We start from the raw sequence: 22,918 nt of genomic DNA, 5'->3' as shown, positions 1-22,918 counted from the left end.
GACCATCGTGGCAGTTGTGACGTGTCACCGGGGGTGAAACTTTCAGATACCGGTAGTATCTGAAAAATGCAGATCACTTCCGGCTCCCGTGCGCTGGTGACCGGCGGGGCCTCTGGGCTCGGCCTGGCGCTGGTCCGGCAGCTTCGCGACAAGGGTGTGCGCGTGCTCGCCACCGACGTCCACCAGGAGCGCCCCGACTCCCTCGACGGGCTCGACGTCGAGTACCGCCGCCTCGACGTCACCTCCGACGTCGACTGGCAGACCGCGCACGACTGGGTGGTCGAGACCTGGGGCGGCCTGGACTACCTGTTCAACAACGCGGGCGTCGCGGCGGGCGGCCGGATCGAGCTGACCGAGATGGACCAGTGGCAGTGGATCGTCGACATCAACCTGCTCGGCGTGGCACGCGGCTGCCGACAGTTCACGCCGATGATGAAGGAGGCGGGCAGCGGCCACATCGTCAACACCGCCTCGGCCGCCGGGCTCGTCCACCCGCCTCGCATGACCGAGTACGTCGCGGTGAAGGCGGGCGTCGTCGCGCTGAGCGAGTCGCTGAGTTATGAGCTGGACCCCTTCGGCGTGAAGGTGTCGGTGATCTGCCCGACCTTCTTCAAGACGAACCTCGCCGAGTCGCTGCGCGGCAAGGACGAGTCGTCGCGACAACTCGCCGCCAAGCTCATCGACCGGTCGAAGGTCACCGCCGACGACATCGCCGCGGCCACGCTGCGCAAGATGGAGAAGGGCGTGCACGTCATCACGACCGACCGCAATGGCACGATCGCCTACGCGGCGAAGCGCTGGCTGCGCCCCCTGTACACCCGCGAGATGCTCAAGGCCGCCGCGAAGATGGCGAAGAAGGACTGACATGCGCACGAACATCCTCATCACCGGCGCGAGCTCCGGCCTCGGCGCGGAGATGGCCCGTCAGTTCGCCGCGAAGGGCCACTCGCTCGCCCTCACCGCGCGCCGTCTCGACCGGCTGGAGGAGCTGCGCGCCGAGATCGTCGCCGCGCACCCCGACGTCGAGGTGGTCGTCCGCCAGCTCGACGTCAACGACCACGACCAGGTCTTCGCCGTCGTCAAGGAAGCCGCCGACGAGCTGGGCGGCCTCGACCGGGTGATCGTCAACGCCGGCCTCGGCAAGGGCGGACGGATCGGCACCGGCAAGTTCCACGCCAACAAGCAGACCGCCGAGACGAACTTCATCGCCGCGATGGCCCAGTGCGAGGCCGCGATGGAGCACTTCTACGCGAAGAAGTCCGGTCACCTCGTGGTGATCTCGTCGGTGTCGGCCATGCGCGGCATGCCGTCGAGCATGGCCGCCTACGCCGCGACGAAAGCGGGCATCGCGCATCTGGCCGAAGGCATCCGCATGGACCTGGTCGGCCGGGGCCTCGACATCTTGGTCACCACGATCTATCCCGGCTACATCGCCTCGGAGATGAACGAGAAGGTCGAGCAGGAGCAGAAGCTCATGGTCGACACCGCGACCGGCGTGCGCGCGATGGTCAAGGCCATCGACAAAGAGGTCGACAACGCCGCCGTCCCAGCCTGGCCCTGGGTCCCGCTCGGCCAGGTCCTCAAGCACGCCCCGCGTCCCGTGGCGCGCAAGCTGATCTGAGTCAGCCGACGGTCGCCTTGGCGATGACGTCGAGGTCGGTGGCGGGGAGGCCGAACTGTTCGCGTGTCGTCGTGAAGTCGATCTGCAGCGGCTCAGTGAACAGGTGGCCGGTCTGGGCGAGGGCGCTGGTCTCGGGGTGGACGGCGCCGACAGCGCGCAGCGCCCACAGCGGGACCGGACGGATCCGGGGGACCGGCACGCCCGCCGCACGGGCGAAGGCCTCGACGACCTCACGCTGGGTGGCGTGGACCGCAGGAGCCACGATGATCGACTCATCGATATGTCGACTCGCAGCACTCATGGTAGCGGCGAGGTCGGACAGATAGGTCCACGCGTGGACGGTGTCGACGTCGCCGACTGGCCGCACCGTCTTCCCGGCGACCACCGCCTGCCACATGCGCGGACCCGCGTGCGACTGGTCGGCGCCTGGGCCGATGAAGTCGCCGGCCACCACGCTGACCGTGCGCGCCGGTGAGGCCGCACGCTGCTCCAGCAACTGTCGCCGCACCTGGCCGAGCGGGCTGCGCGGCGCGAACGCCGAGGCGGCAGTGACTGGGGAGGAGGTGCCGAAGGCGTAGACGCTCTCCGGGAAGACCACCGTGGTCCCGGTGACGGCGGCCGCGTCGAGCACCGTCCGCTCCAACGACGGCAGTTCCCGCTCCCAGACATCGGCACGGTACGCCGAGGCGTGCAAGCAGAGGTGCAGCGTCTCGACCTCGATGAGAGCGGCGCGCAACGCCGCGCCGTCGGAGGCCTCGAGGCGTTCGACGGGCAGGTCGGCCGGGCCCCGGCCGGAGCGCGTGGCGACGGTGACGCGCTCGCCCTGCGCGAGGAGGTGACGGGCGAGGTGTGGGCCGATCTGTCCGGCTCCGATGACGAGGTGGCTCATGGCTTCTCCTAAAAGTGAGCGGTGCTCTCTCTTTGAGCATGGCACCGTTCCACAAGAAAATCAAGAGCAGTGCTCTCTCAATCCGTCGCCTTCGCTACGGTGGACTCCGTGGAGACTCCTCGCCAACAGGCCCGGCGCCAGACGATGGCCGACATCGTGCGACTCGGCCGCGAGCAGCTGGCGACGGCGACGCCCGCCGAGTTGTCGCTGCGCGCCATCGCCCGCGACCTCGGCCTTGTCTCTTCAGCGATATATCGATATGTCAAGGATCGCGACGAGTTGCTGACCCTGCTCATCGTCGACGCCTACGACGAACTGGGGGAGGAGGTCGAGGCGGCCGTCGCCCAGACCGCCGACCGCCCCGGCCGTGAGCGCCTGCTCGCCCTCGGCCGCGCGCTCCGGGCGTGGGCGCTGCGCGAGCCGTCGCGCTTCGCCCTGCTCTACGGCACCCCGGTGCCGGGCTACACCGCGCCGAGCGAGCGCACCAACGACCCCGGCACCCGCGTCGCGGTCGCGCTGATGGGGATCGTCGAACAGGCCTGGACCGCAGGACGGCTCACCGCGCCCGACGACGACCTCCCCGACGACGTAAGCGAGGACATGGAGCGGCTGCGCCAGGAGTACGGTCTGACCCTGCCGCCGCTCGTGCTGGCTCGAGGGATCGGCCTGTGGTCGGCGCTCGTCGGCGCGGTCGCCTTCGAGGTCCACGAACACCTCGGCGCCGACACCCTCACCGACCCCGCCGCCTTCTTCGACGCCCACCTGAACACCCTCATCGACACCCTCGGATGGTGACGAGTCGACATTTTCCTTGAGGAAGCGCGCGTCATCCGCCTAACGTCGACGACGTGAACCCCCGTTTGCTCAAACTCGTGCCTTATCAGAGCAAGAGATACGACTACACGTCCTTCGCCTGCGGTCATGAATCGATGGACACCTGGCTTCAGCGCCACGCCGGGCAGAACGAACGACTCAACAGGGCCAGGACATTCCTTCTCGTCGACCGACTTGAGGCGTCCCGTCAGATCTACGGGTACTTTTCCCTCCTGAATTATCAGATAGTGCCCTCCGAGGCCACGCTCGTGCTGAACCGTCGATATCGCTATCCCATGCCCGCCACCTTGCTGGCCCGTCTGGCTGTCGCCAGCGGAGCACAGAACCGAGGGCTGGGCAAACTCTTGCTTGTGAGAGCAATGGAGCATGTGCTCGTGGCACTGGAGCATTCAGCTTCCGAAGTTCTCCTGGTGGACGCGATCGATGACAACGCCGTCGCTTTCTATCGACGCCACGGCTTCCAACTCCTTCACGGCGACGGACGCCGCATGTTCCTCCCGACACAGACCATCCGCGCCTCCCTTGACGGAAGCAGGCCATCCCACTAACGTACGTACCACGTACACACGATGGTGGTCAGACATGACGAACAAATCCGAGCGAATCCAACTGCGTGTCTCATCCGAAGCGAAAAGCCAGATCACAGAAGCGGCCGCGCTGACACAGCAAGACACCACGTCGTTCATCCTCGACGCGGCGACCTCGCGCGCTCGCTCGGTGTTGATCGAGCGGCATCTTCTGCGTCTGTCCACCGCCGACATCCGCCAGATCGAAGAAGCTCTCGACACGGCCCACTCGGGGTCACCCGAACTGCGCGCGCTCTTCGCAGAAACGCGGCGCGTCTCAGACGAGACCTCGGTGGCGTCAGGCTGAGCACCCGCGCGCACCGATCGAGCGTTAGCGGGCGGCCCACCAGGCGCGCAGGGCCTCGGCGGCCTGGTCCTCGCCGAGGGGGCCGCGGTCCATGCGCAGGTCGAGCAGGAAGCGGTAGGCCTCGCCGACCTCGCGGCCGGGGGAGATGCCCAGGATCTCCATGATCTGCGTGCCGTCGAGGTCGGGACGGATCGAGTCGATCTCCTCGCGCTCGCGCAACTCGGCGATACGCCGTTCCAAGTCGTCGTAGGTGCGCTGCAGCCGCATCGCCTTGCGCGCGTTGCGGGTCGTGCAGTCGGCGCGGGTCAGCACGTGCAAGCGGTCGAGCAGATCCCCCGCGTCGCGCACATACCGTCGCACCGCCGCGTCGGTCCACACCCCCGACCCATACCCGTGGAAGCGCAGGTGCAACTCCACCAGCTTCGACACCTGGTCGGTGACCTCGTTGCTGTAGCGCAGCTTGCCCAGGCGCTTGCGGGTCATCTTCGCGCCGACGACATCGTGATGGTGGAAAGTCACCGAGCCGTCGGACTGGAAACGGCGGGTGCGCGGCTTGCCGATGTCGTGCAGCACCGCCGCCAGCCGGATGACGAGGTCAGGCTGGCTGTCGAGCCGTCCCTCCAGCGCCACCGCCTGTTCCAACACCGTCAGCGAATGCTCGTAGACGTCCTTGTGGCGACGGTGCTCGTCGGTCGTGTCCCGCAGCGCCGCGACCTCCGGGATGACCTGGTCGGCCAGACCCGTGTCGACCATGAGCCGCAGTCCCGCCACCGGGTCGGCCGCGCAGATCAGCTTGTCGAGCTCGTCGCGGACGCGTTCGGCCGAGACGATCTGCAAACGGTCGGCTTGACGTCGCATCGCCTCGACCACGTCGTCGTCGGCCGTGAAACCAAGCTGCGCCACGAACCGCGCGGCCCGCATCATGCGCAGCGGGTCGTCGTCGAAGGATTGTTGGGCGGTCACCGGCGTGGTCAACTGACGACGCGTCAACGCGCCGCGCCCGTCGAAGGGGTCGACCAACTCGCCGGTGGACAGCACCAGGGCCATCGCGTTGACGGTGAAGTCACGGCGCGAGAGGTCGCCCTCCAGCGTGTCGCCGAAGGCCACGACCGGCTTGCGGGTCTCCCCGTCGTACTGGTCGCTGCGGTACGTGGTGATCTCCAGCTGCGCGCCACCCTTGCGCAGGCCGATCGTGCCGAAGTCGCGGCCGATGTCCCACACCGCGTCGGCCCAGCCGGCCACGACCTGTTCGATCTGCTCCGGCCGTGCCGACGTCGTGAGGTCCCAGTCATTGCCCGGACGTCCCAGCAGGGCGTCGCGCACCGGCCCGCCGACCAAAGCGATCTCGTGGCCGGCGGCGGCGAAAAGCCCGCCCAGCTCGGTCAGCACGCTCTCTCGTCGCAGAAGTGCGGCGAGACGGTCGGACGCGGAAGACGGTGAGGACACGGAGCCAGAGTCTACGGACCGCCTACCATGGCCCGGTGAGCCACCGACGCCCGACAAGACGCCTTCGGGGCAAGGCTGTCGCGGTGTGGCTCGCCGCTCTGCTGCTCGGCCTCGTCGTCGGGGGCTCCGTCACGCCGTCCGTCCACGCAGTCGAGGAGGACGCCCGCCTCACCGTGACGATCACCGCCGTGTCGCCCCGCCTGACCTCCGGCCAGCCGCTCGTCGTCGCCGGCACGGTGCGCAATGACGACGACGCTGCCTGGTCCGACACCCGGGTGCAGGCCTCCATCGCGCCCCGGCCGTTCACCGACCGCGCCGAGCTGGTCGACGAGCTCGAGAACGATCCCGACGCCACCGGCTCGCCGGTGGCCGACCCGGCAGCGACCAGCGAGATCGGCAACCTCGCTCCCGGACAGACCGCGTCCTTCTCGATCACCGTCCCCTGGGACCGTCTCGACATCACCGGCGGGCCCGGCGTCTATCCCGTTGGCGTCGAGCTCGTCGGCGACGAGCTCTCCCTCGGGAAGGCCGCCACACTCGTGCCGCTGACCTCGGACGGACTACCGTCCGTCCCCAGCGCGCTGATGGTGACCCTGGCCGCGCCGGTCCGTCTGGCCGGAGCCGCCACCCCGGCCGACCCGAGGGAGCTGGTCGACGCAGTGAGCCCCGACGGCCCGCTGGGACGCAGCCTCGACCTGGTGAAGACGCTGCCCCGTGGCGCTGCGGGCATCGTGCTCGACCCGTACCTCCTCGACCTCGTCGGCGCGCTCGCCGACGACGAGGCCTTCGCGCGCGACCATCCACAAGACCACGAGCAGCTCGTCGCCTTCGACGACCGTCTGCGGAGCACGATCACCGCCCTGCCGACGCTGACCACCGGCTACGGCCTGCCCGACCTCACCGCGCTGTCTGCGGCGACCGGCACCGCCTCGCTGCGCACGATCACCGACACGGTCACACGACGCGCGCTCGACGACCACGGGCTGAGCGTCCCGTCCGTCCGATGGATCGAGGACGGCGGGATGAGCGGAGCACTGTTGTCAGCCCTCGGCACCGACCAACCGTACATCGCGAACGCCGACGACCTCGCCGACTGGCGGCCCTCAGACGGCTCGTTCACACTCGTCGGCGGCGCGCCGACGCTGTTGCGCCACGACCTCACCGCCGCGCTACCCGGCGCCGTGACGGCCGTGACGCTGCGCCAGCTGTTGCTCGCCGAGGCCGACCTCGCCGCGCGCGGACGCGCCGACGACCCGGCCTCGCGCGCCGACGCGCTCGTCATCACGGCGCCGGGCTGGGATCCGGGCGCACACTGGCGCGAGGCCGACCTCGCCGCAGCGTGGACCCTCGCCGACCTGACGTCCGGCCTGCCCGACCTCGGCGTCGTGCCGGTGCCCGAGGAGACCCTCAGCCCGCCCGACTCAGCCCCTGTCTCCACCGTCGTCGTCGACGAGGTCCGCCGACTCGGATCGGTCGTGGACAAGCTGGCGTCGATCTCCGTCGACGATGAGGCGGTGGCGGCTGACCACGCCCTCATCGTCGACCTCCTCGGGGTCGCATGGCGGGACCGTCCCGACGACGCCGTCGCCGCGGCGGCCGACCGCCGCACCGCCATCGAGTCCGAGCTGCGGCAACCCGCCATCGAAGGGCCGCCCAGCTTCCTGCTCGCCGGTCGTCACGGACAGGTGCCACTCACCATCCACAACCCCACGAGCCAGACGATCCGCGTGGGCGTCTCGGTCAGCTCGACCAATCCGCAACTCCGCGTCGACGACCTCAGCGATGTCGAGGTGCCCGCCGGCGCCCGCACCACGGTCACCGTGCCCATCGACGTCGGTCGGCAGAACACCACGTCGCTGACCACTCAGCTCGTCACCCCGGAGGGCCTGCCGTTCGGACAGGCGGCGCGCTTCAACGTCCGTTCCAGCAACACCGGGATGGTCGTCTGGATCGTCATGGGCGTCGCGAGTGGCCTGCTGGCGCTCGCCGTGGCGCGGCGCCTCTGGCAGCGCTTCAAACACAGCGACGTCCCCGGCGGCGACGAGGACTCCGAGTCGGTCGGCAAGGAGACGGCCGCCCCCACCGCCCCCCAGACCACCCGCGAGGTCGGCCGCGCCAGCGCCTGGATGGCGCTCGGCACTCTCGTCTCACGGGCCACCGGCTTCCTGCGCGACCTCCTCCTCATCTGGGTGATCGGCACCGGCCTGAACGGCGACCTCTTCAACAGCGCCAACACCGTGCCCAACGCGCTCTACATCCTGGTCGCAGGCGGTGTGTTCAACGTCGTGCTCGTACCGCAGCTCGTCCGCGCGATGAAGCAGGATTCCGACGGCGGCGCGGCCTACGCCCACCGCATCATGACGCTCGGCCTGCTGGTGCTGGGCACGGCCACCGTGGTCCTGGTCGCGGCCGCGCCTGTTCTCGTGCGCGTGGTCTTCGACGGGGCGCTGTTCACCGAGACCTTCGCCGACCAGCGGCAGTCGGCCCTGTGGCTCATGTATCTGTGCGTGCCGCAGGTGTTCTTCTACGGAGCCTTTCTGCTGGTCGGCCAGGTGCTCAACGCGCGAGGTCGCTTCGGCCCGATGATGTGGGCGCCGATCCTCAACAACATCGTCGCCGGCTCCACACTGATCGCCTACATGGTCGTCTTCGGACGCAGCGGCGGCAACGACGGCTTCACCTTCGACGAAGCCCTGCTGCTAGGGCTCGGCTCGACCTTCGGCATCGCTGCCCAGGCGGCCGTGCTCGTGCCCTGCCTGCGCGCCACCGGCTTCCGCTATCGGCCGCGCTTCGACTTCCGAGGCGTCGGACTCGGCCACACGCTCCGACTCGGCGGGTGGACGCTCGCCTTCGTCATCGTCAACCAGATCACCTTCATCACGGTGAACCGTCTCGCGACCAGCGGCAGCCTCGACGGAGCCTCCGCAGGGGAGGGCGGGGCCGGGTCGACGGTCTACAACTTCGGCTTCCTCATCAGCCAGCTGCCGCACGGCGTCATCACGGTCTCGCTCGTCACCGCCATCATGCCGACGCTGGCCAGCCTCGCCATCGACCGTCGCCCGGACCTGCTGGGCGAGGAACTTCGTCGGACGCTGCGCACCGCGCTCGCCCTCATCATGCCGCTCGCCGTGGCGGCGGCCTGCCTCGCGACGCCGGCGGCGACCGCCATCGCACTCGGCACGACTCCGGGACAGGCCGAGGCGATCGGCACCACCGTCGTCGCCTTCGCCCCGTCGATGGTGCTGTTCTGTCTGCACTTCGTGATGCTGCGCGGTTTCTACGCAGCCGAGGACACCCGCACGCCGTTCTTCCTGCAGCTCGTCGTCGCGGCGACGAACCTGGCCGCCGCGATGGCGTTCACCCGCGACGCCGACCCGCACCAGGTCGCCTCACGCCTCGCCTGGGCGTGGTCGACGGCCTATCTCGTCGGCAGCCTCGCCGCCCTCTGGCTGCAATCACGGCGCTGCGGGACGATCATCGACCGACCCACCCTCGGCTTCCTCGTCCGCCTGACGGCCGCCTGCGCGGCGACGGCTGCGGCGCTACGCGGCGCGGCGACGCTGCTCGACGCGGTCGGCCTCGACGGCGAGACGCCGCTCGGAGCGCTCGCCGTGCTGGCCCTGGCCGGCGCGGTCGGCGCGGCGACGCTGCTGATCGCGGCCCGTGTCGTCCGACTGACCGAGGTCACCCGGGTCACAACCCTCCTCCGCCGCCGAGCGTCACGCATGTCACCTACGGAATAGTCGGCGAGCCCTCTAGACTTGCCTTTCGGCAAGGAGGTGCGTGGCATGCTCGAACGTCGGACCCTGGTCTCCGGTGATGTCGTCGCCCAGCGTTATCACCTGCAAGACCTCGTCCACGAGCACGCGGGGTCGATCACCTGGCGTGCGCACGACAGCGTCCTGTCGCGCAGCGTCGGCTTGGAACTGCTGCGCAGCGACGACCCGCGCGCCGACCGCTTCCTCGACGCGGCCCGACGGTCGACCACCGTCTCCGATCCGCGCTTCCTCCGGGTGCTCGACCTCCTTCCCGACGAGCAGGGCCACCACATGGTCGTGCGGGAGTGGGCTCGCGCCTACACCCTGAGCTCGGTGCTCGCCCAGGGACCCCTGCCCAGCGCCCGGGCGGCGGCCGTCGTCGCCGAGGTCGCCGAAGCGTTGGCGTGCGCCCACAAGGACGGCCAGTTCCACCGACGCCTCGCCCCCCGCCACGTCTTGTTGAAGAAGTCCGGCGCAGTGCGGGTGGTCGGACTGGGCGTCGCCACCGCCCTGGCGCCGGTGTCCTCGCACGACGACCCGCCCGACCTGGAGGAATTGGAACGGCTCGACGTGCGGGGGCTCGGCAAACTGCTGTACGTCTGCCTCGCCAGCCGCTGGCCGGGCGGCAGCGTCGACGGGCTGCGCGCCGCCCCCACCGAGCACGGCCGCGAGCTGCGCCCCGGCCAGGTGCGCGCGGGCATCGACCGTGAACTCGACGCGGTGTACGACCGCATCCGCGGCGACTCCTCTTCGACCCGCCCTCCGCTGACGACCGCCTCGCAAGTCGCCGCGAAGCTCAAACAGATCGCCACCCGGCTGGAGGAGGCCGAACTCGCCACCCCCGACGCCGCCCCGGCGCCCGACCTCGTCCGCTACGACCCGGTCGTCGAGCCGTTGGAGCCGCCGCCGGGCCTGCGCCCGCCCCGGCCTCGACCGAAATCCTCGGAGCCGCCTCCGCCGACCACAGTGGAGAAGGGCAAAGAGCAGGCTCTCAAGATGCTGCACGGAGCCCGTGGCCTCGTGGCTCTCGGCACGGTCGGCATCCTCGCACTCGTAGTGGTCATCGCCGCAGTCGCCGTCCTGCAACACAGCAGCGACGACGCCGACCCGATCACCCAGACGTCGGGCGAGGTCCACCCGCTGACCTTCGACTCCATCACCGACTTCGACCCTCACGGTGACGGTCGGGAGTCGCCGCAGAAGCTGTCCTTCGTCACCGACGGCGATCCCGAGACGGCGTGGACCACCTCCACCTATCGGTCGCGCGCCGATCTCGGCGGGCTCAAGGACGGCGTCGGGCTGCTCATCGACCTTGGTGCGACCCGACAGATCGACTCTGTGCGGCTCAATCTGATCGGCTCGCCGACCAGCCTGCAGATCTTCACCGCTCCGCCGGGCACCGACGGAGCGCCGGAAGATCTGTCCCGACTCACCTCGGTCGCCTCGGTCGAGAGCGCCGGCACCGATGTCACCGTGAGCGTTCCGCAGACCACGATGACCCGTTATGTCGTGGTCTGGCTGACCTCTCTGCCGCAGGTCGACACGGGGGAGTTCCGGGCGGAGATCGCCGAACTCCGCATCGACGGCGTCTCCTGAGCCGTCTCGCGCCAGACGAGCGCGGCGGGGCGGGAATCGCGCGCGACTAGGCTGTGTTGCACCAGGCGTCACCAGCGAAAGAGCGGATATGAGCGACGTACGCAATCTGATCATCATCGGTTCCGGTCCTTCCGGCTACACTGCGGCGATCTACGCCGCCCGGGCCAGTCTGGAGCCGCTGGTCTTCGAGGGGTCGGTGACTGCCGGCGGCGCGCTGATGAACACCACCGACGTCGAGAACTTCCCCGGTTTCCCCGAGGGCATCATGGGCCCGGAGCTGATGGACAACCTGCGCGCCCAGGCCGAGCGCTTCGGCGCGGAGCTGGTCGCCAACGACGTGGTGTCGGTCGACCTGACCGGCGACGTCAAGACGGTGAAGCTCTCCGACGGGTCGGCGCACTCGGCGCTCGCGGTCATCTTGGCGACGGGTTCGGGCTACCGCAAGCTCGGCGTCGACCGGGAGGACGAGCTGTCCGGCCACGGCGTCAGCTGGTGCGCCACCTGTGACGGCTTCTTCTTCCGCGAGCAGGAGATCATCGTGGTCGGCGGCGGCGACTCGGCGCTGGAGGAGGCCACCTTCCTGACCCGCTTCGCCTCGAAGGTCACCCTCGTGCACCGTCGCGACGAACTGCGCGCCTCCAAGATCATGCAGGACCGCGCCACCGCGAACGAGAAGATCGAGTTCGCCTGGAACAGCGAGATCGCGGAGCTGCACGGCGACGGCAAGTTGGAGGCCGTCACCCTGCGCGACACAGTCACGGGGGAGACCCGTCGCCTCGACGCGTCCGGCCTGTTCATCGCCATCGGCCACGACCCGCGCTCGGAGCTGTTGGCCGGTCAGGTCGACCTCGACGACGAGGGGTACGTGCTCGTCCAGAGCGGTTCCACCGCGACGAACCTCACCGGCGTGTTCGCCGCAGGCGACCTCGTCGACCACACCTACCGCCAGGCCATCACGGCCGCTGGCAGCGGCTGTGCCGCAGCCCTCGACGCCGAGCGTTATCTGGCCGCCCTGACCGACTGACACCGACATCCACCCTGAGGAGAATCATGTCCACACTCGACAACGTGACCGACGCCGACTTCGCCGAGAAGGTCTTGCAGGCCGACGGGCCCGTGCTCGTCGACTTCTGGGCCTCCTGGTGCGGCCCGTGCCGTCAGCTCGCCCCCATCCTCGAGGAGATCGCGAAGGAGAAGGAGGGCCAGCTGACGGTCGTCAAGATCGACGCCGACGCGAACCCGTCCACGGCCGCCGCCTACCGGGTGACCGGTCTGCCGACGGTCAACCTCTACAAGGGGGGCGAGGTGGTCGCCTCGATCACCGGCGCCCGTCCCAAGTCGAGCCTGCTCGCGGAGATCGACAAGCACCTCTGACCTGCGAGAACACAAAGACCCTTGTCGTTCTATCGACAAGGGTCTTTGTCTTTCCACCGAACTTGTCCACAACTGTGGACAAGGTGCTCAGTCCTTCTTCGGGTCCATCAGATCGACGATGCGCTCGAGGTCGTCGACAGTCGCGAACTCGACGGTGATGCGACCCTTGGAGCGGCCGAGCGCTACCTTGACCCGCGTGTCGAAGCGCTCGGACAGACGGTTCGCGATCTCCTCGACACGAGGCGAGGAGACTGTGGCTTTCTTACGCGCAGGGGTGGGTCGCTTCTCATCGTCGTCGGTGAGCGAGACGATCTCCTCCAACGCCCGCACCGACAGCCCCTCGGCCACGACGCGCGTGGCAAGGCGCTCCTGGATCTCCGGGTTGGCGACGGTCACCAGCGCGCGAGCGTGCCCGGCGCTGATGACCTCGGCGGCGACCCGGCGCTGGACGGCCGGCGTGAGCTTGAGAAGTCGCAATGTGTTGCTGATCTGCGGACGCGAGCGGCCGATCCGGCGACCGAGCTCCTCGTGCGTGCAGCCGAAGTCGTCGAGCAGCTGCTGATAGGCCGACGCCTCTTCCAGCGGGTTCAGCTGAGAACGGTGCAAGTTCTCCAACAGCGCGTCGCGCAGCAGATCCTCGTCCTGGGTCTCCCGGACGACTGCGGCGATGGTCTCCTTGCCGGCCTCACGACTGGCCCGCCAGCGGCGCTCGCCCATGATGAGCTCGAAGCGGCCCGGCGCGATCTCCCGGACGACCACCGGCTGCAGCAGGCCGATCTCCTTGATGGAGTGGACCAGTTCAGCCATGGACTCCTCGTCGAAGACCGTGCGCGGCTGACGCGGGTTCGGTGTGATCGCATCGAGCGGCAGCTCCTCGAAGCGGGCGCCTTGGATCTCCTGGAGTCCCGTGCTCGCGGCCTCCTCGGGACCCTGGGGGATGAGGGCCTCCAAGCCACGACCGAGACCACGGGTACGACGACTGCTCATCGCTGAGCCTCTCTTTTCTGACCGGACGCCCTCTCGGCGATCTCACGCGCCGCCTCGATGTACGACAGGGCGCCCGACGAGGAGGGGTCGTAGGTGACGACGCTCTGCTGATAGCTCGGAGCCTCGGAGATGCGCACCGACCGGGGAATCGCCGTCGTCAACACCGTCCCGCCGAAGTGCTGCCGCACCTCGGCGGCAACGCCGGAGGACAGGTTGGTGCGACCGTCGTACATGGTCAGCAGGATCGTCGTGACGTTGAGCTTGGGGTTCAGATGGGCTTTGACCAGCTCGATATTGCGCAGTAGCTGACCCAGCCCTTCCAGGGCGTAGTACTCGCACTGGATGGGGATCAGCACCTCACGTCCCGCGACCAGCGCGTTGACGGTGAGCAAGCCGAGGGAGGGCGGGCAGTCGATGAAGACATAGTCGTACCGCTCGCCTTTCTGCTCAGCCTCGTGCAAGTAGCTCTGCAGCGCCTTGTCGAGACGCGTCTCGCGAGCCACCAAGGACACCAGTTCGATCTCGGCGCCCGCCAGGTCGATCGAGGCGGGGAGCACCTGGATGCTCTCGTGCGCGGGACACTGCTGGACCAGCGTGCCGATGGACTCGCCTTCCACCAGCGCCTCGTAGACGCCGGGAGTGCCCTCGGTGTGGACGATGTCGAGGGCCGTCGAGGTGTTGCCCTGTGGATCGAGGTCGATCACCAGGATGCGCAGGCCCTTGATCGCCATGGCCGCCGCCAGGTTGACGGTGGTCGTGGTCTTGCCGACGCCGCCCTTCTGGTTGGCGACGACGAAGACACGCGTCTGGGCAGGTCGGGGAAGCTGGACGATGCTCTCCACTTTGCGCGCCAATGAGACGTGCTCCTCAGCGGCGCGCGCCAAGGGCGTGGGGTCGTCGGGGAAGACCGTCGTCATCGCCACCTCCGGGTTTCACGTGAAACAACATGGATCATCGGGTGATCTCCACGACGGTCGTCGGAACCGCTAGATCACCATAGGACTCGATACGGACATCTTTCACCTCGAGCCGCTTCAACGACGGCTGCGAGGCCTTGACCTCATCCGTTGCGGACTGACCCTTCATCGCCAACAGCACACCGCCCTCGGCGACCAGGGGCCAACACCACGTCATCAACTTATCGAGAGACGCCACAGCGCGGGCGGTCACCACCTCATACCGACGGTCATGGTCCTCCGCCCGACTCCGGACGATCTCCACATTCGTCAGATCGAGATCGTCGACGACCGCGGTGAGGAAACGGACACGACGCAACAGCGGCTCGACCAGGGTCATCGAGACGTCCGGGCGAGCGATGGCCCAGACCAGCCCGGGGAGCCCGGCGCCCGTGCCGACATCGGCGACGGTGGCTCCGTCAGGCAATCGCGGGCACACTGCGGCGCAGTTCAGAAGATGACGTTCCCATAGGCGCGGCACCTCACGAGGACCGATCATGCCTCGCTCCACCCCCCAGGTCGCGAGCAACTCCGCGTACCGCTGAGCCGTGGCCCACTGGTCTCCGAAATAAGCCGGCGCCTCCGGGGGAGTGCCCACCCCTGAGGCGCCGGTTTCACGTGAAACAGACATCAGTCGTCCGCCGCCGGCAGCACCACGACGAAGCGACGCGGCTCGGCTCCCTCCGACTCACTGCGCAGACCGGCTTCCGTCACGGCGTCGTGCGCGATCTTGCGCTCGAAGGCGGACATCGGAGCCAGTTCGATCCGCGCCGCGCCGTCGCGCACGGCGGCCACCGCGCTCTCGGCCTCCTCCCGCACCGCGACGCGGCGGCCCTCGCGATAACCGGCGATGTCGAGCATGAGCCGACTGCGGTCGCCCGTCTCGCGGTACACCGCCAAGCGAGTCAACTCCTGCAGCGCCTCCAACACCTGACCATCGTGACCGACGAGATGGTCGAGGCCACCACCCACCACCGAGACCGCCGCACGATCGCCGTCGACGTCCATGTCGATGTCGCCGTCGAGATCGGCGATGTCCAGCAGGCCTTCCAGGAAGTCAGCGGCGATATCGCCCTCGGCCTCCAGCTTGTCCGCGCTCATCAGCGGCCACCCTTCTTCTTCGTCCGTTGGCTCCGCGACTGCCTCTTCGGCTGCTGGCGAGCGGGCTGGGGAGCCTCCTCGACCACCTCGACCGAGCTGCCGCCCGTGCCGTCCTTCTTCTTGTCTTTGCCCTTGGCCGCGTCGCGCAGCTGCTTCGCGCGGAAGGCCGGCGTGTTCGGCACCGGGTTGTTGCGGATCACGTAGAACTGCTGGCCCATCGTCCACAGGTTCGAGGTCACCCAGTAGATAAGGACGCCCAGCGGGAAGATCACGCCGCTGATCGCGAACACGAACGGCAAGATGTAGAGCAGCAACTTCTGCTGCTGCGCATAGGGACCGGTCAGCGCGTCCTCGGGCATGTTCTTGGCCATGAGCTGGCGCTGGGTCAAGAACTGCGTGGCGCACATGGCCACCACCAGGATGATCGCGACGACCCGCGTCTCCCAGTGGTCGGTGTTCATGAAGGTGTCGGAGATCTTGCCGCCGAGCCATAGCGCCGACTGAATGGAGTCGGCGTCCGCGCCGGAGAGGAAGCCCTTCTTGCCCTCGGCGCCATTCTTGGCCGCCTGGTCGATCGTGCGGAAGAGCGCGAAGAAGATCGGCATCTGCGCGAGCAGCGGCAGACAGGAGGCGAACGGGTTGGTGCCCGTCTCCTTCCAGAGCTTCATCTGCTCCTGAGTGAGCCGCTCACGGTCGTGGCCGTACTTCTTCTGCAGCTCTTTGATCTTGGGCTGCAGAAGCTGCATGTTCCGGCTGCTCTTGATCTGCTTGACGAACAGCGGGATCAGCAGCGCGCGGATCGTCACCGTCAGACCGACGATCGACAACGCCCACGTCCAACCGTCGCTCAAGTTCGGCACATGCTCGAACACCCAGTGCCAGCCCAGCAGAATCGCCGACACGGCGTAATACAGCGGCGTCATGATCGCCGAGCCGATCATGCTGAAGATCTCCACGGTTCAAACTCCTCAGTGAGACACCCGAGCACCGGGTGTCAGGGGGGACGGGGTCGTACCCGCCAGGATTCCAGGGGTGGCAGCGCGCCAGTCGTCGCGCCGCCAGCCATGAGCCGCGCAACGCGCCGTGCGTCTCCACGGCTTCGAGCGCGTAGGCCGAACAGGTCGGATGGTAGCGGCACACCTGTCCGTACAGGGGACTGATCGCAAATCGGTAGGCCTTGAGCAGACCGATCAGAAGCCAGCGCGCCATGACGCCTCAGACCGCCGGGGCAGGGGAGCGCTCGACGGCCCGACGCGTGGCCCGCGCCACCGCGTCACGCGTCTCGTGCGGCAGAGCCGCGCTGGTCGCGGCGCCGGGCAACGCGCGGATCACCACGCGGGCGCCGACGGGCAGCGTCGACAGCTCCGAACGCAGCGCGTGCCGGACGCGACGCTTGACCCGGTTGCGGGCGACGGCGTTGCCGACCTTCTTGCCGACGATCAGCCCTACCTGCACGTCGGGCTCGGTCGTCAGCACGACACGTGCGACGACCGAGCCCGAGGTCGACGAGGCGCCCCGCCGCAGTGTGTGACGGAAGGTCTCTCCGTCACGCATGCGGACCGCCTGCGGAAGCAATGCTTCAGGCAGACAGCTTGGCGCGACCCTTGCTGCGGCGCGACGCGAGGATCGCGCGGCCGGCGCGGGTGCGCATGCGGAGGCGGAAGCCATGCTTCTTGGCACGGCGGCGGTTGTTCGGCTGGTACGTACGCTTGCTCACGGAAAAGTCCTTCTCGAAAGGGTCGATGACCGCATCGACGATCACCGCTCGCCCACGAAGCTTCTACCTCATGGGCACGCGGCCGCTCGTCGCGCGACTGTCCAACGGTACGGGGGCCTGCGAACACCGGTCAAACTGACCTCTTCACGGCTTTTCGCCCGTTTCCGGCCGTTCGGCGCCAGCGTGTTTCCCCAGGACGGCGGACGTATGGGTTGTCTGCCTCTCAAGCGGCTGCTAGCGTCGCCGAGTCAGCAGGTTGTCCACAGGTTGTCGCTTTCTTTGGACTCCCTGGATCCACAGATGTGGACAAACTTGTGGAACACAGGAGGACCCCATGCCGAAGGACGCGGCGCCGCTGTCTGACAGCGAACTTCAGGCCGTCTGGCGCACGGCAGTCGACCGGCTCTCGATGGGAGCGCGGGTCTGGGCCTTCCCGGCTGTCCCCTTGAGTTTCCACAGCGGCATGCTCATCGTGGCCGTCGCCGACGAGCTCACCCGTTCGCAGTTGGAGTCGCGCGTCCAGCCGATCCTCGAGCAGACGCTCAGCCGCGACCTCGACACCGAGGTCCGGCTGATCATCACCATCGACCCGAACGTCCAGTTGCCCGAGCCCGAGCCCGAGCGTCCCTCCGCCGCGGCACCGCAACCGGAGCCGTCGCCGCAGCTGTGGGGCCCGGCCCGTCGGCCCGAGCCGACCAGCAGCAGCACCACCTCCGAGGCGCGACTGAATCCGCGCTACCTCTTCGAGAACTTCGTGACCGGCTCGTCGAACCGGTTCGCGCACGCCGCCGCGGTCGCCGCGGCCGAGGCGCCGGGCAAGGCCTACAACCCGCTCGTCATCTACGGCGACTCCGGCCTGGGCAAAACGCACCTGCTGCATGCCATCGGCCACTACATCCTCAGCGTCTACCCGTCCTCGCGCGTGCGGTACGTGAACACCGAGGAGTTCACCAACGACGTCATCAACGCGATCAGCGACCGCAAGACCAGCGAGATGAAGCGCAAGTACCGCGAGATCGACGTGCTGCTGGTCGACGACATCCAGTTCTTCGAGGGCAAAGAGGCGACGCAGGAGGAGTTCTTCCACACCTTCAACGCGCTGCACAACGAGAACAAGCAGATCGTCATGACCTCGGACCGCCCGCCGAAGAACCTCAAGACGCTGGAGGAGCGCCTGCGCAACCGCTTCGAGTGGGGCCTGACGACCGACGTCACGCTGCCCGAGCTCGAGACACGGATCGCGATCCTGCGCAAGAAGGCCGACAACGACGACCTCACCGTGCCCGAGGACGTGCTCGAGTTCATCGCCAGCAAGGTGCAGAGCAACATCCGCGAGCTCGAAGGCGCCTTGCTGCGGGTGACCGCCTTCGCCAATCTCAACCAGTCGACGATCGACCTCAACTTGGCGCAGATCGTGCTCAAGGACATCGTGTCGGCGACCGAGGAGCCGGAGGTCACCAGCGCGGTCATCATCGCGCAGACCGCCGTGTACTCGGAGTTCTCCATCGATGAGATCTGCGGCGCCAACCGCTCGCGCGACCTGGTGCTCGCCCGGCAGATCGCCATGTACCTGTGCCGCGAGCTGACCGAGATGTCGCTGCCGAAGATCGGCCAGGAGTTCGGCGGCCGCGACCACACGACCGTCATGCACGCAGTCAAGAAGATCGGCAAGCTGATGACCGAGAACCACGCGGTCTTCAACCAAGTGACCGAGTTGACCAATCGCATCCGCCAGCAGGCCCGTCAGGCGTAGCCGACACCATCCCCAGCTGTGGACGAAGCTGTGGGAAAACTCGGGGGAACGTGGACAGTCACGGCGCCCCGTGTGGACGCCAGACGAACAACCAGACGCCGTCCACACCCCCTCAGGGGTCCGTCCACGCCTCCCTCCCCGCTTTTTCCACCGGCGGCTTCGCTGGAGTTCCAGTGGGAAATCCGGTTCTCCACGCTATGCACAGATGCTACGACAACTACTACCGAAAGACACGTGAAAGTCCTCGTTGAAGGGTCGTCGCGCCCTGTGTGTGGATGAAGCGCCCTGCGCGAGACGTCTGCCCGCCCACGTGGCAGGATTCACTCACCGGTACTCGCCCGCGTCTGAAAGGCCATCTCGTGAAGTTCAGGATCGATCGCGACACCCTGGCTGACGCTGTCGCGTGGACGGCGCGCAGCCTTCCGGTGCGCCCGAGCGTCCCTGTGCTTGCCGGGCTGTTGATCGAGGCCGACCACGAGGGACTCACCCTGTCGGGCTTCGACTACGAGACCTCCACGCGCGCCACCTTGCCCGCAGAGGTCTCCGCCGACGGCCGGGCGCTCGTCAGCGGCAAGCTGCTCAGCGAGATCGTCAAGTCGCTGCCGGCCCAGCCGGTCGACGTCGCCTTGGAGGACACCAGGGTCAGCGTCGTCTGCGGTCGCGCCCGTTTCCACTTGCAGACGATGCCAGTGGAGGAGTACCCGAGACTGCCCCAGATGCCCACCTCCACCGGCGCCGTCAAGGCTGACGCCTTCGTCACAGCTGTGCAGCAGGCCGGCGCCGCCGCCGGCCGCGACGAGATGCTGCCGTTGCTGACGGGGGTGCGTCTCGAACTCGCTGGCGCCACGATCTCGCTGATGGCCACCGACCGGTTCCGTGCGAGCCTGCGCGACGTCGAGTGGTTCCCCGAGGACGGCGAGATCTCCGCACAGGCTTTGGTGCCCGCACGGGTGCTCAGCGAGACAGCCCGCTCCTTCGCCGGCGGCAGCGACATCTCGATCGCGGTCTCGGTCGGCGACGTCGGCGACGGACTCATCGGTTTCGAGGGAACGGTCGGCAACGGCACGCGCCGCACGACCACCCGACTGCTCGAAGGCGACTTCCCCCGGGTGCGACAGTTGTTCCAGACTCAACCGGAGACGGTCGCGTACGTGTCGACTCAGCATCTCGTCGACGCGGTCAAACGTGTGGCCCTGGTCGCAGAGCGCAACACGCCGGTGCGCCTCACCTTCTCGGCGGAGAACGGACTGCTGCTGGAGGCGGGCACCGGCAACGAGGCCCAGGCGAGCGAGTCCATCGAGGCGGCCGTCACCGGCCCCGACATCGAGATCGGCTTCAACCCCTCCTATCTGCTGGAGGGGTTGAGCGTGATGGGCGAGCCGGTGGTCCACCTGGCTTTCACCCAACACACCAAACCGGCCGCGATCAGCGGCGTGGGCGAGGTCGGGGCCGACCCCGACGGCGCCTTCCGCTATCTGATCATGCCGGTGCGATTGCAAACCTGATCGGTTATCCCTAGGAGGCGTCATGCGTATCGGACTCATCGGACTCGGCAAGATGGGCGGCAACATGCGCGAGCGCCTGCGCGAGCGCGGGGTCGAGGTGACCGGCTACGACCGGGACGCCTCGGTCAGCGACGTCGCCTCGCTCGCCGATTTGGTCGCGGCGCTGCCGGAGTCGCCGAAGGTCGTCTGGGTCATGGTGCCCGCCGGCGCCCCGACGCGCGCGACGGTCGAGGAGCTGGCCGAGCTGCTCAGCCCCGGCGACATCGTGATCGAGGGCGGCAACTCGCGCTGGACCGACGACATCGCCCACGCGGCGCTGCTCGCCGAGAAGGGCGTCGGCTATCTCGACTGCGGGGTCAGCGGCGGCGTCTGGGGGCGCCAGAACGGCTACGCGCTCATGGTCGGCGGCGCCGCCGAGCTGGTCGAGTCCGCGCGTCCGGTCTTCGACGCGCTGCGTCCCGACGGCGACGCTGGATTCGTGCACGCCGGCCAGGTGGGCGCCGGGCACTTCTCGAAGATGGTCCACAACGGCATCGAGTACGCGATGATGCAGGCCTATGCCGAGGGCTACGAGCTGCTGGAGAAGACCGAGCTGGTCGAGGACGTCCCGGCGGTGCTCGACTCCTGGCGCGAGGGCACGGTCGTGCGGTCGTGGCTGCTCGACCTGCTGGTCAAGGCGCTCGACGAGCATCCGGGGCTGACCGACATCCGCGGCTACGCCGAGGACTCCGGCGAGGGTCGGTGGACCGTCGAGGCGGCCATCGAGCACGCCGTGCCGACTCCGGCCATCGCGGCCTCGCTGTTCGCGCGGTTCAGCTCGCGGCAGGACGAGTCTCCGGCGATGCAGGCCATCGCGGCGATGCGTCAGCAGTTCGGCGGGCACGCGGTGCAGCAGTCCACGCCTGACTGACGTGCGCATCTCACGACTCGCGCTGCACGACTTCCGCTCTTACGAGGACGTCGACCTGGCGTTGTCGCCGGGGCCGGTCTGCTTCGTCGGCGCCAACGGCCAGGGCAAGACGAATCTGGTCGAGGCGATCGACTACCTGTCGCGGCTGGAGTCGCACCGTGTGTCGAGCGAGGCGCCGCTGGTGAGGGCGGGCTGCGACTCGGCGATCGTGCGGGTGGAGGCGGTCAAGGACGACCGTCCGGCGCTGATCGAGGTCGAGTTGCGCCCCGGCCGGACGAATCGCGCGCGGATCAACCGTGCGGATCTTTCGCGGCCACGCGACCTGCTCGGGGTGGTGCGCACCGTCCTGTTCTCGCCGGAGGATTTGGCGCTGGTCAAGGGCGATCCGGCGCAGCGGCGCCGTTTCCTCGACGATCTGCTGGTGATGGAGTCGGTGCGGGTCGCGGGGATCAAGTCCGACTACGAGCGCACGGTGCGGCAGCGCAACACGCTGCTCAAAACATCGAGAGGTCGACAGGTCGATCTGTCGACTTTAGAGATCTGGGACGACAAACTCGCCTCGCTCGGCGGGGAGATCATGGCGCGGCGCCTGCGCACGCTCGACGCGCTCGCCCCGTATCTCCAGGAGCGGCACGCCGGGGTCGCGGCCTCGGCGGCCGAGCGGCGCCAGACGGTGACAGCCGTCTACGAGTGCCGGGCCGCTGGCGACAGCGCGGACCTTCCACGCGTGGCCGACGCGTGCCGCGAGCTGCTGCTCGCGGCGATCACCGAACGGCGCCGCGACGAGCGCGACCGGGGGCTCACCTTGGTCGGACCGCACCGCGACGAGCTGGCGCTGTCGATCGGCGGCCTTCCGGCGAAGGGCTATGCGAGCCACGGCGAGTCGTGGTCGCTGGCCCTCGCACTGAAACTGGCCTCTTTCGACCGGCTGAGGGTCGACGACGACCCGATCCTGATCCTCGACGACGTCTTCGCCGAGCTCGACACGGGGCGGCGCGACCATCTGGCCGGCATGACGCACGACGTCGAGCAGGTGCTCGTCACCGCCGCCGTGGTCGACGACGTGCCGGACGCGCTGCGCGGACATCGTTTCGTCGTCGCCGACGGGGAGGCGACCCCCGATGAGTGAGGACGATCCGTTGAGCCTCGCGCGCGAGCTGGCGCGGGGCTACCAGGACCCGAACGCCCCGGCGCCCAGGCGTCGTCGCCGTCGCAGACCGCCGTCGGTCCGGCACGACCGCGAGGACGCGCTGCCGCTCGGCGACGTCCTGCGCGACCTCGCCGAAGCGCAGGGCTGGACCGACCAGCTCGCCGCCTCGCGGGTGTTCACCGATTGGGCGTCGATCGTCGGCCCCGACATCGCCGCGCACTCGGTCGTGGAGGGCTACGAGGACAAGATCGTGTCGGTCCGCACCGACTCCACCGCTTGGCGCAAAGAGCTGCAACTGCTGGCGCCGCGTATGGTCGCGCGGCTCAACGAGGAGCTCGGCCACGGCTCGGTGCTGCGCATCGAGGTGCGTGGACCGGAGGCGCCGTCGTGGAAGCACGGCAAACGCAGCGTCCGAGGTCGCGGCCCCCGCGACACGTACGGGTAGCCG

General features: G+C 68.5%; 23 protein-coding genes and 1 pseudogene. 14 read left to right on the top strand and 10 right to left on the bottom strand.

Annotated elements, in window-relative coordinates:
- Positions 1 to 66 precede the first annotated feature (66 nt).
- Both QM621_RS02945 and QM621_RS02940 read left to right on the top strand, forming a co-directional pair.
- A complete protein-coding gene (locus QM621_RS02945; RefSeq protein ID WP_414988854.1) occupies positions 67 to 864 on the top strand; it encodes an SDR family NAD(P)-dependent oxidoreductase in 798 nt (265 codons plus the stop codon).
- A gap of 1 nt (position 865) precedes the next feature.
- The gene (locus QM621_RS02940; protein WP_414988853.1) at positions 866 to 1,621 is read left to right on the top strand and encodes an SDR family oxidoreductase; all 756 of its coding nucleotides are present in this window, start codon (positions 866 to 868) and stop codon (positions 1,619 to 1,621) included.
- A gap of 1 nt (position 1,622) precedes the next feature.
- Here QM621_RS02940 and QM621_RS02935 read toward each other — a convergent pair whose 3' ends face one another.
- Positions 1,623 to 2,510 (bottom strand): NAD-dependent epimerase/dehydratase family protein, encoded by an 888-nt coding sequence (locus tag QM621_RS02935; protein ID WP_414988852.1) that lies wholly within the window; start codon positions 2,508 to 2,510, stop codon positions 1,623 to 1,625.
- 108 nt (positions 2,511 to 2,618) lie between these two features.
- Between QM621_RS02935 and QM621_RS02930 the strand changes: the two genes are divergently transcribed.
- From QM621_RS02930 to QM621_RS02920, 3 genes are read left to right on the top strand one after another with little or no spacing between them, the layout of a single operon-like run.
- The gene (locus tag QM621_RS02930; RefSeq protein ID WP_414988851.1) at positions 2,619 to 3,305 is read left to right on the top strand and encodes a TetR/AcrR family transcriptional regulator; all 687 of its coding nucleotides are present in this window, start codon (positions 2,619 to 2,621) and stop codon (positions 3,303 to 3,305) included.
- 53 nt (positions 3,306 to 3,358) lie between these two features.
- Positions 3,359 to 3,892 carry a GNAT family N-acetyltransferase gene (locus QM621_RS02925; RefSeq protein WP_414988850.1) on the top strand — a complete coding sequence of 178 codons (534 nt, stop codon included), beginning with the start codon at positions 3,359 to 3,361 and terminating at the stop codon, positions 3,890 to 3,892.
- Positions 3,893 to 3,926: 34 nt separating this feature from the next.
- Positions 3,927 to 4,217, top strand: coding sequence for a DUF1778 domain-containing protein (locus tag QM621_RS02920; RefSeq protein WP_414988849.1), 291 nt, complete (start codon positions 3,927 to 3,929; stop codon positions 4,215 to 4,217).
- Between the two features lie 24 nt (positions 4,218 to 4,241).
- Here QM621_RS02920 and QM621_RS02915 read toward each other — a convergent pair whose 3' ends face one another.
- Positions 4,242 to 5,663, bottom strand: a complete 1,422-nt coding sequence (locus tag QM621_RS02915) for a CCA tRNA nucleotidyltransferase (protein ID WP_414988848.1) — start codon at positions 5,661 to 5,663, stop codon at positions 4,242 to 4,244.
- Between the two features lie 83 nt (positions 5,664 to 5,746).
- Between QM621_RS02915 and murJ the strand changes: the two genes are divergently transcribed.
- The 4 genes from murJ to trxA all read left to right on the top strand — a co-directional run bounded on the left by murJ (position 5,747) and on the right by trxA (position 12,391).
- Complete coding sequence (murJ, locus tag QM621_RS02910; protein WP_414988847.1) at positions 5,747 to 9,406, top strand: murein biosynthesis integral membrane protein MurJ; 3,660 nt, start codon at positions 5,747 to 5,749, stop codon at positions 9,404 to 9,406.
- 45 nt (positions 9,407 to 9,451) lie between these two features.
- The gene (locus QM621_RS02905; RefSeq protein ID WP_414988846.1) at positions 9,452 to 11,017 is read left to right on the top strand and encodes a protein kinase; all 1,566 of its coding nucleotides are present in this window, start codon (positions 9,452 to 9,454) and stop codon (positions 11,015 to 11,017) included.
- Positions 11,018 to 11,105: 88 nt separating this feature from the next.
- Positions 11,106 to 12,041, top strand: a complete 936-nt coding sequence (gene trxB / locus QM621_RS02900) for a thioredoxin-disulfide reductase (RefSeq protein WP_414988845.1) — start codon at positions 11,106 to 11,108, stop codon at positions 12,039 to 12,041.
- Positions 12,042 to 12,064: 23 nt separating this feature from the next.
- Entirely contained in the window at positions 12,065 to 12,391 is a 327-nt protein-coding gene (gene trxA / locus QM621_RS02895) for a thioredoxin (RefSeq protein ID WP_414988879.1), read from the top strand.
- An 87-nt stretch (positions 12,392 to 12,478) separates the two neighbouring features.
- Here trxA and QM621_RS02890 read toward each other — a convergent pair whose 3' ends face one another.
- From QM621_RS02890 to rpmH, 8 genes and pseudogenes are all read right to left on the bottom strand, one after another.
- Positions 12,479 to 13,378: a ParB/RepB/Spo0J family partition protein gene (locus QM621_RS02890; protein ID WP_414988844.1), complete on the bottom strand. Its 900-nt coding sequence runs from the start codon at positions 13,376 to 13,378 to the stop codon at positions 12,479 to 12,481.
- Entirely contained in the window at positions 13,375 to 14,295 is a 921-nt protein-coding gene (locus QM621_RS02885; RefSeq protein WP_414988843.1) for a ParA family protein, read from the bottom strand. The genes QM621_RS02890 and QM621_RS02885 overlap by 4 nt, the downstream gene beginning before the upstream one ends.
- Before the next feature lie 34 nt (positions 14,296 to 14,329).
- Positions 14,330 to 14,965, bottom strand: a complete 636-nt coding sequence (gene rsmG, locus QM621_RS02880) for a 16S rRNA (guanine(527)-N(7))-methyltransferase RsmG (RefSeq protein ID WP_414988842.1) — start codon at positions 14,963 to 14,965, stop codon at positions 14,330 to 14,332.
- A complete protein-coding gene (locus QM621_RS02875) occupies positions 14,965 to 15,435 on the bottom strand; it encodes a protein jag (RefSeq protein ID WP_414988841.1) in 471 nt (156 codons plus the stop codon). Before QM621_RS02875 ends, rsmG begins: the two co-directional genes overlap by 1 nt.
- The gene (yidC, locus tag QM621_RS02870) at positions 15,435 to 16,376 is read right to left on the bottom strand and encodes a membrane protein insertase YidC (RefSeq protein ID WP_414988878.1); all 942 of its coding nucleotides are present in this window, start codon (positions 16,374 to 16,376) and stop codon (positions 15,435 to 15,437) included. Before yidC ends, QM621_RS02875 begins: the two co-directional genes overlap by 1 nt.
- A gap of 73 nt (positions 16,377 to 16,449) precedes the next feature.
- Positions 16,450 to 16,644, bottom strand: a pseudogene (gene yidD / locus QM621_RS02865) (membrane protein insertion efficiency factor YidD); the annotation flags it as partial.
- Positions 16,645 to 16,650: 6 nt separating this feature from the next.
- On the bottom strand, positions 16,651 to 17,010 hold the full coding sequence (rnpA, locus tag QM621_RS02860) for a ribonuclease P protein component (protein WP_414988840.1): 360 nt from the start codon (positions 17,008 to 17,010) through the stop codon (positions 16,651 to 16,653).
- Positions 17,011 to 17,014: 4 nt separating this feature from the next.
- Complete coding sequence (gene rpmH / locus QM621_RS02855) at positions 17,015 to 17,152, bottom strand: 50S ribosomal protein L34 (RefSeq protein WP_414988839.1); 138 nt, start codon at positions 17,150 to 17,152, stop codon at positions 17,015 to 17,017.
- A gap of 334 nt (positions 17,153 to 17,486) precedes the next feature.
- Here rpmH and dnaA point away from each other — a divergent pair, with 334 nt between their 5' ends.
- The 5 genes from dnaA (at position 17,487) to QM621_RS02830 (ending at position 22,915) form a co-directional block, all read left to right on the top strand.
- Complete coding sequence (gene dnaA / locus QM621_RS02850; protein WP_414988838.1) at positions 17,487 to 18,905, top strand: chromosomal replication initiator protein DnaA; 1,419 nt, start codon at positions 17,487 to 17,489, stop codon at positions 18,903 to 18,905.
- A gap of 359 nt (positions 18,906 to 19,264) precedes the next feature.
- The gene (gene dnaN / locus QM621_RS02845; RefSeq protein ID WP_414988837.1) at positions 19,265 to 20,410 is read left to right on the top strand and encodes a DNA polymerase III subunit beta; all 1,146 of its coding nucleotides are present in this window, start codon (positions 19,265 to 19,267) and stop codon (positions 20,408 to 20,410) included.
- A gap of 22 nt (positions 20,411 to 20,432) precedes the next feature.
- Positions 20,433 to 21,320, top strand: a complete 888-nt coding sequence (gene gnd / locus QM621_RS02840; RefSeq protein WP_414988836.1) for a phosphogluconate dehydrogenase (NAD(+)-dependent, decarboxylating) — start codon at positions 20,433 to 20,435, stop codon at positions 21,318 to 21,320.
- A 1-nt stretch (position 21,321) separates the two neighbouring features.
- The gene (recF, locus tag QM621_RS02835; protein ID WP_414988835.1) at positions 21,322 to 22,449 is read left to right on the top strand and encodes a DNA replication/repair protein RecF; all 1,128 of its coding nucleotides are present in this window, start codon (positions 21,322 to 21,324) and stop codon (positions 22,447 to 22,449) included.
- Positions 22,442 to 22,915 carry a DUF721 domain-containing protein gene (locus tag QM621_RS02830; RefSeq protein ID WP_414988834.1) on the top strand — a complete coding sequence of 158 codons (474 nt, stop codon included), beginning with the start codon at positions 22,442 to 22,444 and terminating at the stop codon, positions 22,913 to 22,915. Before recF ends, QM621_RS02830 begins: the two co-directional genes overlap by 8 nt.
- Positions 22,916 to 22,918 lie beyond the last annotated feature (3 nt).

Origin of the sequence: Aeromicrobium sp., from assembly GCF_047606445.1 — a bacterium.
GTDB lineage: Bacteria > Actinomycetota > Actinomycetes > Propionibacteriales > Nocardioidaceae > Aeromicrobium.
This window is presented reverse-complemented; position numbering and strand designations above follow the sequence as displayed.